Consider the following 14,032-nt stretch of genomic DNA (forward strand, 5'->3'; position numbering starts at 1 on the left):
TCGCCATTCATGGCGACCTGCTATCAGCCATCGCGCCAGCGTTTAAACACCAGCGAAGTGTTAATACCGCCAAACGCAAAGTTATTGGATTGGATGTAATCCGTCTCAATCTGGCGCGCTGCGCCGATGATGTAATCAAGTTCACCGCATTCCGCTGCCGGTTGCGACAGATTCAGCGTCGGCGCAAACCAGCCTTCGCGCATCATCTCAATGCTCATCCAGGCTTCCAGCGCGCCGCACGCGCCCAGCGTATGGCCAAAGTAGCTTTTCAGCGAAGAGATTGGCGTGCTGTTGCCATAGATCGCCGCCGTCGCCTGACTCTCGGCGATATCGCCGCGATCGGTGGCGGTGCCGTGGGCATTGATATAGCCAATCTGATCCGCCGTGACGCCGGCGGTTTTCAGCGCGCGCTCGATACAAATCTGCATGGTTTCACGCTGCGGCTGGGTGATATGTGCGGCATCGCAGTTGGTGTGGAAACCCACCAGCTCGGCATAAATGGTGGCTCCGCGCGCCTGCGCATGTTCCAGCGATTCGAGGATCAAGGTGCCCGCGCCTTCGCCAATCACTAAACCGTCACGCTGCTGGTCGAACGGCGCGGGCGACGTGTGCGGCGCGTCGTTGCGCTGGCTGGTGGCGAACAGCGTGTCAAACACCGCCGCTTCGGATGGACATAACTCTTCCGCGCCACCCGCCACCATCACGGTTTGATAACCGTGGCGAATCGCTTCCCACGCATAACCGATCGCCTGGCTGCCCGACGTACAGGCGCTGGACGTCGGGATCACCCGGCCGCGCAGGCCAAAGAACAGGCCCGCATTGACGGCGGTGGTGTGCGGCATCATCTGCACGTAAGTGGTGCCGGTGATGTTGTTGGTGTGCTTTTCCGTCAGCATGGTGGCAAATTCACTCACCGGTCCGGTGCTGCCGGTTGAGGAGCCGTAGGCAATGCCGGTTTCACCGCTGGTCAGCACTGGATGGTCGATCAAACCGGCCTGCTCCAGCGCGAGTTCGGTGGCGCGCGTCGCCATCAGTGAAACGCGCCCCATCGAGCGAATGCGTTTGCGCGTGTAATGTGCTGGCGGCGTAAAGTCGTCCACCGGCGCGCCGAGCAGCGTATGCAAGCCGTCGTAAATCTGCCATTCCGGCATATGGCGCACCGCATTTTTGCCCTGCTTGATCCGCTCAGCCACTGCGCTCCAGCGCTCACCAAAGGCGGTCACGCCGCCCATGCCGGTTACCACTACACGCTGAATCACAGCATACCTCCATTGATTGAAATCACCTGACGCGTGACGTAGCCCGCGATGTCCGACATTAAGTAGCTGGCCAGTCCGGCGACTTCATCTGCCGCGCCCATGCGCTTCATCGGGATCAGCTTCATCGCCTCGTCAATCACCAGCGGCTCAAGATCGGTCATGCCGGTATCAATCAAGCCGGGTGCGATGCAGTTAACGGTGATTTTACGTTTCGCCAGCTCAATCGCCAGCGCTTTGGTGGCACCGATAATGCCGGCTTTGGCCGCGCTGTAGTTGACCTGGCCGCGATTGCCCATGATCCCCGATACCGAGGAGAGCGTAATAATACGTCCGCCCTTGCGCAGGCCAATCATTGGCATCACACACGGATGAATCACGTTGTAGAAGCTGTCGAGATTGGTGTGGATCACGCTGTCCCACTCATCATCGGTCAGCGCCGGAAACGCCGCATCGCGCGTGATGCCCGCATTGCTCACCACGCCGTAATAGGCGCCGTGCGCGGCGATATCCTGTTCCAGCGCGCTGCGTGTGGCATCGCGCTGCGCCACGTCAAACTGCAAGGTGCGTCCACATCCGCCCGCCGCCTCAATCTCAGCCAGCGTCTGCGCGGCACCGGCGCTGTCGCGGTGATAATGCACCACCATTTCAAAGCCATCCTGCGCCAGACGCAGTGCGATGGCGCGGCCAATACCTTTACTGGCGCCGGTCACTAATACGCTGCGTGTCATGGCTGAACTCCTTGTTGCAATTGAATTAACTCGTGTTCATTGGGCTGATAGGTATTCAGCCGCCCGCTGGCGATGATCGCCTCGCCGCAGCGGATCTCTCCTTCGAAGCTGCCCAATCGGTCGTCACGCATCAGCAGGCGCATTTCAACGCGCAGCGTGCTGCTGGCGGCGAAAGTGGCGCTGCTGGCACGATAACCGCGTCCGCCAAGCAGCATGCCGGGACGAATCTCACTGTCGCCGCGCTGACGCGCATGAAAGCCCGACCAGACGCCAACCGACTGCGCCATGATTTCCACGCCGTACCACGCCGGCAAATCGCCCTGCGGGGTGAGAAAAGGGGCCAGCACGCCCGTAGCGTTGATACAGACTTCGCAGGTCACGCTGTCGTCGGTGACCTGGATGACGCGATCCAGCAGCAGCATCGGTGCGCGATGCGGCAGATAAGCATCAACCGGCAGAAAATCACTCATGAGGCTTTCCTACAATCAGGCAGGTATTGTTCCCGCCAAAAGCAAACGAATTTGAGGCAATCACCGGGCGCGCCAAAGGCTGCGGCGCGGTGATCAAACCGCACTCCGGCAGCGAGGTATCGCGTGCCGCCAGCGAGAAATCCTGCGGCGGCAGCGGCAGATGCTGCTGCAGAATCAGTGCGGCTAAAGCCGCTTCGGTGGCGCCCGCCGCGCCCAGCGTGTGGCCGGTAAGGTGTTTAGTTGAGCTGCACGGCACGCGATCGCCAAACAGGCGATGAATCACCGCAGATTCCACCTGATCGTTCAGCGGCGTGGCGGTGCCGTGCAGATTGATGTAACCGACATCCTGCGGCTGTAAACCCGCCTGTTGCAGCGCCATCAGCATAGCGCGCTCGGCGCCGACGCCTTCAGGATGCGGTGCCGACATGTGCCACGCGTCCGACGATTCACCGCAGCCGAGCAGCGCCAGCGGCTGCTTTTCGCGCGTCAGCAGCAGCAGCGCGGCAGCTTCACCAATCGAAATGCCGTCGCGATCGGCGCTAAACGGCGCGCAGTGACGTTCAGAAAGTGAATCCAGGCTGGCGAAGCCATTAATCGGCATGCGGCTTAGCGAATCCGCGCCGCCCACCAGCGCCACATCCGCTAAACCAGCGTCAATCAAACGTTGGCCGCTGATTATCGCGCGCGCACTGGATGAGCAGGCAGTCGAAATGGTGTAAGCCGGACCGTCCAGCGCTAAAAAATGTGCGAGGAAGCGCGATGGATCGCCGAGCTCCTGCATGCGGTAATCGTAGCCCGGCAATGCACCATCCACCTGACGATCGCCTTCATCAACGCCGGAGGTGCTGGTGCCAAGCACAATCGCCACGCGATCGCGCCCATATTGCGCAATGGCCGCATCCACTGCCGGACGCATCTGCGCCAGCGCGGCCAGCAGCAGCTGATTGTTGCGGGTGTTATGCGCCGCCAACGCGGCAGGAATCAGCGGCAATTCGCCCTGCACCTCGCCCAGCCAGCAGCGTTTGCCGTCTTGCAGCCAGCCGTCGCGCGGTTGCATGCCGGGCGCGTGGCCCGCTTGCAGCTGCGCGGCGATGTGCGCCAGGTCGTTGCCCAGCGCATTCACCATGCCAAAGGCGGAGATGTAGATCATGATGACGCATCCAGATGTTGGATTTGAATCTGATAGCCAAAAGCACGTTGATCGATGCTGATCGGCTCACGCAACTCGCCGCGCTGCAGATAGCGAATCAGCGTTACCACCTTGCCAGAGGGATCGCGCAGCTCGCGGCGATCGTCGATATCGGTCAGCGTCCAGCCGCGCGGCAGCTGCGGCTGCCATGCGCTGATCGGCCAGTGGCTCAGCATCACATCCGCCAGCACCTGACTGGCGGGCGGCATTTCTGGTAGCGCCATCATCTGCTGCGTGTGAATGCCGTTTTTATCATAGGTAACGCGGAACAGGCGAATGCCAAGCGATGACAAACCGGCGAGGCTCAGCTGCTGTGAATCCGCGCTCAGCAACACCAGCAGCGACTGGGTTTTGCCTTTGGCGTGGCCGGTCAGCAACTGCTGCTGCTGGAATGCGGGCGAGATGCCCGGCGCTGGCAGCGTGACGCGCACGCCCGGTTTCAGCCACGCGGTTGGCCGGTTGAGGTCGCTCTGATGCTGCGCGCAGCCGCTTACCAGCAGGCTCAACAGCAGCAAAATGCCCATTTTCATCGTTGCTTCCTTTTCCCCGGAGCCAGCGCCAGCGGCGCCAGCAAGAATGCACAAAAAATCCCGCTGCACAGCACGGTACCAAAACCGCTGATGGCGGCGGTGCTGCTGAACACCAGCATGCCGAGCGTTAACAGCGTGGTCATCATCGCCAGCGTCACCGCCAGCATTGAGGTTAACGGCGTGCCACGCGGATTGCTGAAGAACAGCGTGTAGTTGATGCCGATGCCCAGCACCAGAATCAGCGCCAGCAAGGCAAACAGATTGAGGCTCGCGCCGATCCAGCCCAGCGTCGCCAGCGCCGCCGCCAGCGACAGCCACGACGGCAGCGCGCTGCGCATCCCGGCTTTCACCCCCAGTCGCAGCATGTAGCTGGCGGTAATCAGCAATAATGCCAGCGCCAGCAATCCGCTCAGCAGCGTGCGCCAGAAGCGGAACAGTTCATCATAGCTGGCCTTACGATCGACCCAACTGACGCCCGCCTGCTGGGATGCCAGCTGCTGCAACGCGGCGCTGTTTTTGACGCCGCCGATCGGCACCAGCACGCTGCTGCGTCCGTCCGGCAGCGACAGCCACAGCAGCCGCCAGCCTTCACTCAGCGGACTCGCCAGCCAGTCGGCGGCGGTCACCGGCATAGCGTTGAGATTGGCATTCGCCACCGTGATGCCCGCCTGCTTCAAGCGGTCCAGAATGGTCGGTGCGACTTGCTGTAGCAACGTTACGTCCTGCTGCTGCTGCGCCAGCGAACTCAGCGGCAGCACGCGATAACTGTTAAACCAACCTTGCTGCTTTGCCTGCTGAAGCTCCGGTGCCAGCGCGCTCAGCCGTTGTAGCGCTTGCTGTTCATCATCGCCCCACACCACAAACCAGGTTTGATCGGCCTGCTGACCGGTGAGCTGCGCCAGCTGACGATCCTGTGCTAACAGCTGCGCCGGTGCGCTTTGCAGATGGGCAATATCATCATCGACCTTGAGTTGTAGCATGCCGCTCAGCGCATAGATCGCCACCAGCGCCGGTAAGCCGCGCTTCAGCCAGTTATTGCGCCGCCACGCGGCCAGCCAGCGCGCCAGCCATACCATCGCCGGAATGGGCCGCACCGGCAAACCGCGCACCAGCCACGGATAAAAACAGATCACCGTCAGGCAGGAAGCGCTTAATCCGCTGGCGGCAAACACCGCCAGCTGGCGCAAGCCGGGGAACGGTGCCAGCAGCATCAGCAGCCAGGCAATCGCCGTGGTGCCGAGCGCCAGCAGCAGCGTGCCGCGCACCTTATGCAAGCTTTGCCACGGCGTGGCTTGCTCGCCGTGCACCATGCGTTCGGTTAGATAGTAGAGCGTATAATCGGCCGAAATACCGACAATGCTGAGGCTCATCACTAAGGTGGTGAGATGCAACTCACCAAAACACAGCAAAGTCAGCACCGTGCCCGCCATCGCACCTATCGCCACCGACAGCGCACAGAGCGCCAGCGGTCGTAATGAACGGAACACCAGCCACACCAGCAGCAGCAATCCCGCCAAAGTCGCGCTGCCAAGTGTTTCGACATCATGCTGCGCGCGCTGGCTGGCATCGTCGCTAAACAGCACCGTGCCACGCGTCAGCAGTTGCGCATCCGGCCAGCGGGTTTTCAGCTGTTGCTCCAGCTGATTAAGCGCGGTCACCAGCTGATGGCTCTCTTTGATACTGAAAGCATTGCTCGCCAGTTCGCCGTGCAGGAAATACCAGCGGCGCTGCTGCGCATCCTTGACCGTCAGCCAGCCGTTATGCAGCAGCATGTTGTTGGCGTTCTGCTGCATCGCCAGTTGCGCGCCCCGCACCAGCAGCAGCGGATCGTGGCTGATCTCCTGGCTGCCGACGCCCGCGAAGGCCGAGAACAGCTGCGCCAGAATCCAGTCGGCCTGCGCGCCGCCACCGTTCTGTAAGCGCGCGCGCGTGGCCGGGTCGATCAAACCGTTGCGATGCTGAAACGCGTAGGCGCCCCAGCGCTGCATCTGATCATCATCCAGCTCGCCGCTCACCTGTTTCAGCATCGGCAAGGCTTGCAGCTGCGCTTGCCACCAGGCCGCAACCGCATCGCCGTCTTGATCGTTGGCGCTCACCAGCCATACCAGCTGACGATCGAGGCGCTGCATAAAGCCGTGCTGGATCTCCGCTGGCGCCTGGCCGAGATTCTGCTGCGGCAATAACGCCAGCACGCTGCTGTTCAGCTGGCTGCGCGGCAGTAAAATCGCCAGCGCCACCGCTAATGTCAGGCACACCGCCAGCCACAGCAGCGCAACGGTTTTTTCACTGCGCTGGGGCAAAACGGGCTCGCTCTTCATCGGTTAACTGTTTCGGTTCGGTGCGGGTAGCGCTGAGGGTGATCTCGGTTTTGTCGCCCTGCTTGTCATCCAGCGTGATGCGGTTGAGAAACGCCTCGCCTTGCAGATCGATACGGTTAAAGATCTTATTCAGCGGCGCGGCTTTCGGCGTCAGGCCAAGCTGCCAGCGGTTGTTGCCAAGATCGTGGAAATCGAGCTCAAAATTCTCGCGCAGCACCTTTTCATCCGCCTGGAACAGCGCGCGCAAAAGGTGGTTGAACTGGAACATCTGCGGATTGCTGTCGGCGGTGATCACCTGCGGCGGCTGACCGCTCATGCTCTGCACCATGCGCTTATCATCGAGGATCAGCATCAGCGGGAACGGCGTGGCTTGCTGCCACCACAAACCCTGCTGCTGGGCGATCAGCAGCTGACCGCGTGACACCAGCGGCTGCGCCATTCCGGCAATGGTGCGCACCTGAACAAAATTGGCGCGGATCACCGGCTGGCTGGCGAAGCGCTGTTGCAGCTGCTCGAGCGTGACCGCGCTGGCATTGGCACAGATCACCAGCAGCAGCAGACAAAGGGTTCTGATCACGGTTTCACTCCCAGGCGTTCAAACAGAATAGCGGGCGAGACAAAACACATCTCCTGCGTGGCCGCATTTACCGCCACCTGCAGCGTGTGTGCTTTGGTGGTTACCTGCCCCGCCGCGTTGCGGATCACGTAATCGATGCGTAAACGGTTTTCGTATTCGCTGATACTGGCCGCCACGCGGACCACCTCTTCGCAGCGCAGCGGCTGGCGGTATTTCACATGGGTATCGACCACCGGCCAGACGTAGCCGCTGGCGGCCATTTCGCCGTAGCTGTAATTGACGCTGCGCAGCAAGGCTTCGCGCGCCACTTCAAAAAAGCGGAAATAGTTGCCGTGCCACACCACGCCCATCGGATCGCAGTCGTGAAACGACACGGTAATTTCCACCTCAGCGCGGTAGTTGCTTTCACTCATCGCGGCTTTTCTCCTCGGGCAACGTCCAGAAATCGTAAAAGTTAAACCAGTCCAGCGGCGCCAGCAGCGCGTGCTGTTGTAGCCGTTCGGCGTAGCGATCGACGGTGGCTTGTAACGCCTGCTGGCGCTGGGCGCGCGGCAGCGAGAGCGGATCGGCAAAGGCTTCGCAGTGCACCCGCAATCGCCCCTGTTCACGCAAGGCGAACATCAGCAGCACCGGACAGCGCAATGCTGCCGCCAGCACAAACGGCCCCTGCGGAAACGGTGCAGGATGGCCCATAAATTCACTCCACACCACGCGACGCTCGCCGCCGCGCTGGCGATGCACGGCGGTGCGATCGCCGACAATCGCCACCCATTCACCGGCATCGAGTTTTTGCTGCAGCAGAATGGCGGTGTCCGGGCCGATATCGGTGACCGGCATCAGATTGACGCCCGCCTGCGGCGCAATGCTCTCCAGCACCTCGCGGAAGCGCTGCGCATTGTCGGTAAACACCAGCGCGTTAATCACCAATCCGCTGACCTGTTTGGCCATCGCGCGGCAGGCTTCGATATCACCAAGATGCGAGGCCAGAATCAGATGGCCTTTGCCCTCGGCGTCGCGAATGGTGGCTTCCGCACCGGGCGCGAAATCGATATCGCGTCCCCACTGCAGATCGCCGCGCCAGCTGGCAACTTTATCCAGCATGCTGTAGCCGAAACGCAGAAAGTGACGATAGCTGCTGAGCGGCGCAGGCAGCGCGATGTTCTGCTGCTGCGCCACCGCTTGTACCCGCGTCAGCCACTGCTGCGAGGCGGCGCGCGCGGTGCGTCCGGTTAGCCAGTAAACCGCCACCACCGGCCACAGCAGCAAGATAAAAGGTAAGCGTCCGGCGCGGCGATAGAGCCACAGCATAAAGCGCAAACCGCTCTGCCCGCGCCGTTCCGGCGTTGCCGACCAGTGTTGCGCAGCGCCACGCTGACGCAGCAACTGCGGGATGCGCGGCAACATGCCGAAGAACAGCCGCGTGTGCATCCACGAGATGCGCAGGTTGTCACGCAGCGCGTCAAAGTGCGACACGCCGCTGGCCGGATAGGTCACGCGCGTGGTGATAAAACGGCTCGGCGTGCCCTGCCAATAGAGGCGCACCATGATTTCGGTGTCGAAATCCATGCGCTGACCAATCGGACGGCGATCGCACAACGCCAGCGACGGCGCGAGCGGATAGACGCGGAAGCCGCACATGCTGTCTTTCAGCGAAAACGACAGCGTTTCCACCCACACCCAGAAATGGGTGATATAGCGGCCATAGAGGCGCGATTTGGGAATCGAGGCGTCGTAAAGCGGCTGACCGGAGATCAGACAGTGCGGATAACGCTGCGCTTCGGCCAGCATGAGCGGCGTGTCTTCCACCTGATGCTGACCATCGGCATCCAGTTGCAGCGCGTGGCTATAACCCGCTGCCGCTGCCGCGCGCAGTCCGGCAATCACCGCCGCGCCTTTGCCCTGATTGTGGGGCAGCGTCAGCACCTGCAACTGCGGTGCCTCCAGCGCCGCAATCTGCTGTTTGGTGGTGGCATCGCTGCCGTCATCCACCAGAATCACCGGCAAGTTGAACGGTGCCAGACGCGCCAGCACCGACGCCAGCATCACGCCGTGGTTATAGCAGGGAATCAGTACGCAGGGCGCGAAGTCAGGGCTTAACACAGGCGGATCTTCCCGCTGCTGGCCACCGTCGCCACGTCGCCGTTGATCAGGCTGTAGCTGAAACTGAGCAGCGATTTTTCTGCCTGCCACTGCAGCTGTAACGCCAGTTCGGCATCCGGCGGCACCGGCTGCTGGAACTTGATATTGTCAATCGCGGCGAAAGATTTACCGATGGCTAAACGCGTCAGGCCGTAATGCAGCGCCCAGTCGAGCTGCGCTACGCCGGGCAGAATCGGCAGCGTCGGGAAATGGCCGCGAAACCAAAACAGATCGGCGGCAACGTGCAGGCGCAATGTCAGTGCATCGCCCTGCTGTTCGGCATGCAGTTCAACCGGCAGCATCAAATAACTCCTCAATTTGTGGCCAGGCGCGTTTACTTTGTGCGGTGACAGGAATCGACGTCACCACGCGCCAGTAGCGCGGCATCGCCACCGGCTCCAGCCAGGGTTGCAGCGCGCGTTTCCACTCAATTTTTAGCTGATGCAGCGTTGCTGCATCCAGCATTTCGGGCAGCGCCAGCACCACGCCAATCGCATGACGACCGTGACGCTGAATCGCCAGCGCGGCGGCATCGTCCACGCCGGGCAACGCCAGCAGGCGGCGTTCAATTTCACTCAGCGACACGCGCTTATCTTCAATCTTCACCACGCGATCCTGACGACCCGCCAGCTGAAACTGGCCGGACGGCTGCTGCACAATGCGATCGTCGAGCGCGCAACCGGCATCGGTTTCCAGCAAAGCGGAAAACACCCGCCAGCGTCCAGCGTCCTGCTCACGCAGGGTAATCTGCGGGAAACAGTGCCACAGCGCGTTCTCCTCGCGGGCGCAGCGCCAGCCAATCACGCCGGTTTCGGTGCTGCCATAGATTTCATCAACCGTGCAGCTCAGCGCCTGTTGCGCATGCTGCGCCGCCGTCCACGGCAACGCGCCACCGGCGGAGACGATCAGTTCGCAGCGCGGCCCGGCCAGCGCAGGATCGAGACGCCGCAGAAACGCCGGGCTGCTGATAAACGCGTAGCGACGATCGGGTGATTGATCGGCCAGCTGTTCACTGTAGAAAATTTGCTGCGCGGCAAAGGGTAAACCCAACGCCATTGGCAGCACGATGCGAAAACTCAGGCCATACATATGTTGATGGCTGACGGAGGCAATCACATGGCAATCGCGTAAGCGTGCGCCCCACAAGCTGTAGAGCCAGCGGGCTTCGAGATCCAGCGCGCGCAGCGATTTCACCACGCGACGCGGCGTGCCGGTCGAACCGGAGGTGAACAGCACCAGCGTGGCATCGGCGGCGATCGGCGCTAACGCACCGCTCGCCAGCGCGCCGTCCCAGCGCAGCTGCGGCAGCGAGACCGTCAGCGGCATATCGCTGATCACGCCATCCAGGCTGTCGGCCATCTCTTCGAGTTGGGCCGCGCGACAGTGTCCGGGAATCACCGGCGTTTTACCGGCGTGCCACAGCGCCAGCAGCGCGGCGGTAAACGCATAGCTGTTATCAAAGCACAGCGCCCAATAGTGGCCGGGCTGGTTTTGCAGCCGATCGACCAGCGCCTGCACCTGCTGACGCAAGGAATGCAGCGTATGTTGCTGTTGGCCGTGCCAGGCCACAATGCGATCCGGCGCGCTGAGCCAGTCGCGGAGGCTATGTAGGTTCATGCCTGTTTCCTTATGCGCTGACGCAGCAGCCATTCGCCGCCCATCAGCGTGCCCATCAGCAGATAGCTGATGCACCCATTCCAGAGTGTCCAAAGCGTGACATCATTAAGCAGGCAGGTGAGCAACGCCACGCTGCCGTTGAAGATGAAAAAGCCGCACCACACTTGCGTCACGCGGCGGGTATAACGCACCGCGCGCGGCGGCAGATCCGGTTCGCGCAGCCGCGCCAGCCGCTCTACCAGCGGCATTGGGCTCCACAGCGACGCGCCAAACAGCAGCAGCATCAATGCATTGACCACCAGCGGATACCACAGCAGCAGATGCTGCGATCGCAGCAGCAGACTGGCGAGGCATAATGCGCTGCCCACCAGCGCCAGCAGCAGCATCACGCGCGCCATCGGCCCGGCGGCGCGGCGCAGCGTCCAGACGCGCAGCACAAACAGCAGCGCCAGCAGGCCCGTCACGCCGCGCCACTGTGGCTGGGTGAGGGTTAACCACACCAGAAACGGCCACGCCAGCAGCGCCGCTCCGTTTAGCAGCCGCAGCAGCATGCGATCAGGCTTCGTCGCGCATCAGTTGGTCGACGGCATCCACCACGTCCTGCACGGTACGCACCGCGCGGAAGGTTTCCGGCTTGATCTTACGGCCAGTGCGCTTTTGCAGATGCACCACCATATCGACCGCATCGATGCTATCCAGCTCGAGGTCTTCATACAGGCGGGCGTCCGGGCGAATATCATCCGGCTCAATTTCAAACAGCGAGGTGAGCAGCGAAGCCACTTCCTGGTAAATTTCGTTTTTGTTCATCATGTTGACTGTTCTCAGGCTTGCTGTTGTTCAACAAACGCGGCCAGGGTAGCCACGGAAAAAAAGTGCGCGCGCAGCGTTTCGCTCTCGGCGGAGAGCTGTACGCCGAAGCGATTTTTCACCGCCAGTCCCAGCTCCAGCGCATCGATTGAATCGAGGCCCAGCCCCTCGCCAAACAGCGGTGCGTCGGTTTCGATGTCGTCAGGGCTGATGTCTTCCAGATTCAGCGTGTCGATAATCATCTGTTTGATGTCGTTAATCAGTACTTGCATAACTTAGTTGGTCTCGTCAGGCACCAGCGCCTGTTGCAGATGACGCGTCAGACGACGTGCGGCCAGCGGCTGCGCATCCTCTTCGGCTTCACAAAAGGCGTGGCTGGCAATACGCGATTGTACGCGTACAGTAAAAATCGGTTTAACCAGCGGAATCTGATACCAGCGGCTTTGCTTATCGAGCATGCGCTCGGTGCAGCTGATGTGCACCACGCGCAGATCGCAGCCCGCGCGCACCGCAATGTTGGCGGCACCGCGTTGCAGCTTCAGCGGCTCACCATAACGTGTGCGCGTGCCTTCCGGGAAAATCAGGATGGTATCGCCGCGCGCCAGCCGCTGCTGGCTATCCGGCAGCAGCGTATCGGCTTCGCTGTTAATCAGGTAATCGGCGGCGCGAATCACGCCACGGAAGAAAATGTTGTGCTGCAGCTCGGCTTTCACCAGGCAATCCATCTCCGGCAGCACCGAGGCGATCATCACGTAATCGATCAGTGAAGGATGGTTGGCGACGATCAGGCAGCCGCGATCCTGGCGCAGCTGTTCTGCGCCAACGATCTGGTAATCGTAAACCCCGACAAAGCGGCAGAAACGCAGGAAGCAGCGGAAGCTCCAGGCGATGCTGCTGCGGGCGATTTGGCGACGACGCAGGCCATCGCGCTGCACCAGCAACAGCAGATTGAACCAGATCAGCGACAGTAACAGGCCGCCCACGCTGAACAGCGTGAAGCTGACGGCGGTCATCACCAGCCGCCAGTAATAGTTGAAACCGGGACGCGCCTCGGTCAGCGAATTATCCACCATGCAGACGCTCCCAGTGCCACTGATGGCGCTCGCCGGCCACGCTAAAACGTGGCGTGTTGTGCAGCATCGCCGCCAGAAATTGCAGACTTTGCGGCAGAGGGTTGTGCGGCTCAGCGGGTTTGCCGGCCTGCGCTTTGCAGCGCCACGCCTCGCCCGCGCGCAGCAGCAGCGCTACCGCGTACGGCGCATTAAAACGCTCGATTTCCGGCAGCCACGGACGGTAGTAATCCGGCACCACGCCGTCAAAATCCACCAGCAGCACCTGCGCGTAACCCGCCTGATGCAGCGCCGCCACTTCTATCAATCCTTGCTGGAAGCTATCGATACCGGCCGAAACCGAGGATGAAACCAGCGGCTGACGCGCGGCGATGGTCAAACTTCCCACCGCTGAGTTGTGGACCGACATGGCGAAATCGGTGGGCGACAGCGCTTGCTGTTCCGCCAGCGCGGTGAGAATGCGCAGATTGCGTTCCAGTTCGCCGTGGCGACTGGTGAAGACGATGGCGTCCACGCTTTGCCGCGCCAATAACGCCAGCCCGCACTCAACCGCCGCACGGCTGCCGGCGCTGAGACGACGCGCGGTCATCATCGGCAAAAATTGGGGTTTCGCGATAGGTTGCGTGGCCTCTAACGCCGGTGCCTGTTGCGCCCAGCGTTGCCACTCTTCTGCGGTGCTGTTGCCCGGCGCGATGGCGTGCCAGTCAACAAGGGAGTAAGCGAGTTTCATACCTGTATTCTTTCTTCAGCCTCAGGGATGGTCAGTTTTTCGCTGCGCGGCATCCCTTCCTTGCTCTCTATACCCGTCATCCCATGCGGATGTCGCCGATTAACAAGGCGGGCACTTGGCCCGCCTGTTTCTATTTCGGCAGCGTTACGGCTAACTTTACAACATTATGTCAGCAATCACGCTTCGCGCTTATTTAGCGGCTTCGACCGCCAGACGCGTCTGGATGCCCTGGCTCAGGTTCTGAATCCAGCGATTGTAGTTGCGGTGAATCTGACCGCTGCCTGCTTTCAGATTCTGGCTGCTGACATACTGGATTTGATAGCTGTTCGCGGTGTAGTTCACGCGAATATCCGCGGTATGTCCGCGCTCGGCCAGGTGACCATTCATCACGCCCGGACCGGCTGGCGTCATCACCCAATGGTTAGCGGCACCCGCCTGGACGATGGCTTGCTTCATTTGATCATCCGAGTAGCTCTGACCCACGGCCTGGCTCACATTCTGGATAGGCGCGGTACGCGGTGCACAGCCGGTTAACAGGACCGCAGTAACTAACAACGCAAAACCGATTTTTTTATTCATCATTTCCTTTTCTTCCCCT

General features: G+C 61.3%; 17 protein-coding genes. All 17 read right to left on the reverse strand.

Features of this window, described 5'->3' with window-relative positions; genetic code table 11:
• Nucleotides 1-23: 23 nt before the first annotated feature.
• Complete coding sequence (locus HX773_RS05835) at nucleotides 24-1,259, reverse strand: beta-ketoacyl-ACP synthase (RefSeq protein ID WP_176970798.1); 1,236 nt, start codon at nucleotides 1,257-1,259, stop codon at nucleotides 24-26.
• A complete protein-coding gene (locus HX773_RS05840; RefSeq protein WP_176970799.1) occupies nucleotides 1,256-1,987 on the reverse strand; it encodes a 3-ketoacyl-ACP reductase FabG2 in 732 nt (243 codons plus the stop codon). Before HX773_RS05840 ends, HX773_RS05835 begins: the two co-directional genes overlap by 4 nt.
• A complete protein-coding gene (locus HX773_RS05845; protein ID WP_176970800.1) occupies nucleotides 1,984-2,457 on the reverse strand; it encodes a 3-hydroxy-fatty acyl-ACP dehydratase in 474 nt (157 codons plus the stop codon). The genes HX773_RS05840 and HX773_RS05845 overlap by 4 nt, the downstream gene beginning before the upstream one ends.
• Nucleotides 2,450-3,607: a beta-ketoacyl-[acyl-carrier-protein] synthase family protein gene (locus HX773_RS05850; protein ID WP_176970801.1), complete on the reverse strand. Its 1,158-nt coding sequence runs from the start codon at nucleotides 3,605-3,607 to the stop codon at nucleotides 2,450-2,452. Before HX773_RS05850 ends, HX773_RS05845 begins: the two co-directional genes overlap by 8 nt.
• Nucleotides 3,604-4,176, reverse strand: coding sequence for a DUF3261 domain-containing protein (locus HX773_RS05855; protein WP_176970802.1), 573 nt, complete (start codon nucleotides 4,174-4,176; stop codon nucleotides 3,604-3,606). The genes HX773_RS05850 and HX773_RS05855 overlap by 4 nt, the downstream gene beginning before the upstream one ends.
• Nucleotides 4,173-6,494 carry an MMPL family transporter gene (locus HX773_RS05860; RefSeq protein WP_176970803.1) on the reverse strand — a complete coding sequence of 774 codons (2,322 nt, stop codon included), beginning with the start codon at nucleotides 6,492-6,494 and terminating at the stop codon, nucleotides 4,173-4,175. Before HX773_RS05860 ends, HX773_RS05855 begins: the two co-directional genes overlap by 4 nt.
• The gene (locus tag HX773_RS05865; RefSeq protein ID WP_370463588.1) at nucleotides 6,460-7,068 is read right to left on the reverse strand and encodes an outer membrane lipoprotein carrier protein LolA; all 609 of its coding nucleotides are present in this window, start codon (nucleotides 7,066-7,068) and stop codon (nucleotides 6,460-6,462) included. Before HX773_RS05865 ends, HX773_RS05860 begins: the two co-directional genes overlap by 35 nt.
• On the reverse strand, nucleotides 7,068-7,484 hold the full coding sequence (locus tag HX773_RS05870; protein ID WP_176970804.1) for a thioesterase family protein: 417 nt from the start codon (nucleotides 7,482-7,484) through the stop codon (nucleotides 7,068-7,070). The genes HX773_RS05865 and HX773_RS05870 overlap by 1 nt, the downstream gene beginning before the upstream one ends.
• On the reverse strand, nucleotides 7,477-9,171 hold the full coding sequence (locus HX773_RS05875; RefSeq protein WP_176970805.1) for a glycosyltransferase family 2 protein: 1,695 nt from the start codon (nucleotides 9,169-9,171) through the stop codon (nucleotides 7,477-7,479). The genes HX773_RS05870 and HX773_RS05875 overlap by 8 nt, the downstream gene beginning before the upstream one ends.
• Nucleotides 9,165-9,512 (reverse strand): beta-hydroxyacyl-ACP dehydratase, encoded by a 348-nt coding sequence (locus HX773_RS05880; protein ID WP_176970806.1) that lies wholly within the window; start codon nucleotides 9,510-9,512, stop codon nucleotides 9,165-9,167. Before HX773_RS05880 ends, HX773_RS05875 begins: the two co-directional genes overlap by 7 nt.
• Nucleotides 9,499-10,827: an AMP-binding protein gene (locus HX773_RS05885; protein ID WP_176970807.1), complete on the reverse strand. Its 1,329-nt coding sequence runs from the start codon at nucleotides 10,825-10,827 to the stop codon at nucleotides 9,499-9,501. The genes HX773_RS05880 and HX773_RS05885 overlap by 14 nt, the downstream gene beginning before the upstream one ends.
• On the reverse strand, nucleotides 10,824-11,378 hold the full coding sequence (locus HX773_RS05890) for a hypothetical protein (protein ID WP_176970808.1): 555 nt from the start codon (nucleotides 11,376-11,378) through the stop codon (nucleotides 10,824-10,826). Before HX773_RS05890 ends, HX773_RS05885 begins: the two co-directional genes overlap by 4 nt.
• A gap of 4 nt (nucleotides 11,379-11,382) precedes the next feature.
• The gene (locus tag HX773_RS05895) at nucleotides 11,383-11,637 is read right to left on the reverse strand and encodes an acyl carrier protein (RefSeq protein WP_101760886.1); all 255 of its coding nucleotides are present in this window, start codon (nucleotides 11,635-11,637) and stop codon (nucleotides 11,383-11,385) included.
• A gap of 11 nt (nucleotides 11,638-11,648) precedes the next feature.
• Nucleotides 11,649-11,906, reverse strand: a complete 258-nt coding sequence (locus HX773_RS05900) for a phosphopantetheine-binding protein (RefSeq protein WP_007887282.1) — start codon at nucleotides 11,904-11,906, stop codon at nucleotides 11,649-11,651.
• A gap of 3 nt (nucleotides 11,907-11,909) precedes the next feature.
• Entirely contained in the window at nucleotides 11,910-12,707 is a 798-nt protein-coding gene (locus HX773_RS05905; RefSeq protein ID WP_176970809.1) for a 1-acyl-sn-glycerol-3-phosphate acyltransferase, read from the reverse strand.
• Complete coding sequence (locus HX773_RS05910; RefSeq protein ID WP_176970810.1) at nucleotides 12,697-13,434, reverse strand: beta-ketoacyl synthase chain length factor; 738 nt, start codon at nucleotides 13,432-13,434, stop codon at nucleotides 12,697-12,699. Before HX773_RS05910 ends, HX773_RS05905 begins: the two co-directional genes overlap by 11 nt.
• Nucleotides 13,435-13,623: 189 nt before the next feature.
• Complete coding sequence (locus HX773_RS05915) at nucleotides 13,624-14,013, reverse strand: hypothetical protein (RefSeq protein ID WP_176971006.1); 390 nt, start codon at nucleotides 14,011-14,013, stop codon at nucleotides 13,624-13,626.
• Nucleotides 14,014-14,032 lie beyond the last annotated feature (19 nt).

This window comes from Pantoea sp. B9002 (genome assembly GCF_013385945.1).
GTDB lineage: Bacteria > Pseudomonadota > Gammaproteobacteria > Enterobacterales > Enterobacteriaceae > Pantoea.

Bases quoted from the DNA above. Each gene is read 5' to 3' on its own strand.
- HX773_RS05915 (WP_176971006.1), bottom strand. From the start codon at position 14,013: ATGAATAAAAAAATCGGTTTTGCGTTGTTAGTTACTGCGGTCCTGTTA.
- HX773_RS05885 (WP_176970807.1), bottom strand. From the start codon at position 10,827: ATGAACCTACATAGCCTCCGCGACTGGCTCAGCGCGCCGGATCGCATT.
- HX773_RS05905 (WP_176970809.1), bottom strand. From the start codon at position 12,707: ATGGTGGATAATTCGCTGACCGAGGCGCGTCCCGGTTTCAACTATTAC.
- HX773_RS05860 (WP_176970803.1), bottom strand. From the start codon at position 6,494: ATGAAGAGCGAGCCCGTTTTGCCCCAGCGCAGTGAAAAAACCGTTGCG.
- HX773_RS05895 (WP_101760886.1), bottom strand. From the start codon at position 11,637: ATGATGAACAAAAACGAAATTTACCAGGAAGTGGCTTCGCTGCTCACC.
- HX773_RS05910 (WP_176970810.1), bottom strand. From the start codon at position 13,434: ATGAAACTCGCTTACTCCCTTGTTGACTGGCACGCCATCGCGCCGGGC.
- HX773_RS05890 (WP_176970808.1), bottom strand. From the start codon at position 11,378: ATGCTGCTGCGGCTGCTAAACGGAGCGGCGCTGCTGGCGTGGCCGTTT.
- HX773_RS05870 (WP_176970804.1), bottom strand. From the start codon at position 7,484: ATGAGTGAAAGCAACTACCGCGCTGAGGTGGAAATTACCGTGTCGTTT.
- HX773_RS05900 (WP_007887282.1), bottom strand. From the start codon at position 11,906: ATGCAAGTACTGATTAACGACATCAAACAGATGATTATCGACACGCTG.
- HX773_RS05855 (WP_176970802.1), bottom strand. From the start codon at position 4,176: ATGAAAATGGGCATTTTGCTGCTGTTGAGCCTGCTGGTAAGCGGCTGC.
- HX773_RS05840 (WP_176970799.1), bottom strand. From the start codon at position 1,987: ATGACACGCAGCGTATTAGTGACCGGCGCCAGTAAAGGTATTGGCCGC.
- HX773_RS05880 (WP_176970806.1), bottom strand. From the start codon at position 9,512: ATGCTGCCGGTTGAACTGCATGCCGAACAGCAGGGCGATGCACTGACA.
- HX773_RS05845 (WP_176970800.1), bottom strand. From the start codon at position 2,457: ATGAGTGATTTTCTGCCGGTTGATGCTTATCTGCCGCATCGCGCACCG.
- HX773_RS05850 (WP_176970801.1), bottom strand. From the start codon at position 3,607: ATGATCTACATCTCCGCCTTTGGCATGGTGAATGCGCTGGGCAACGAC.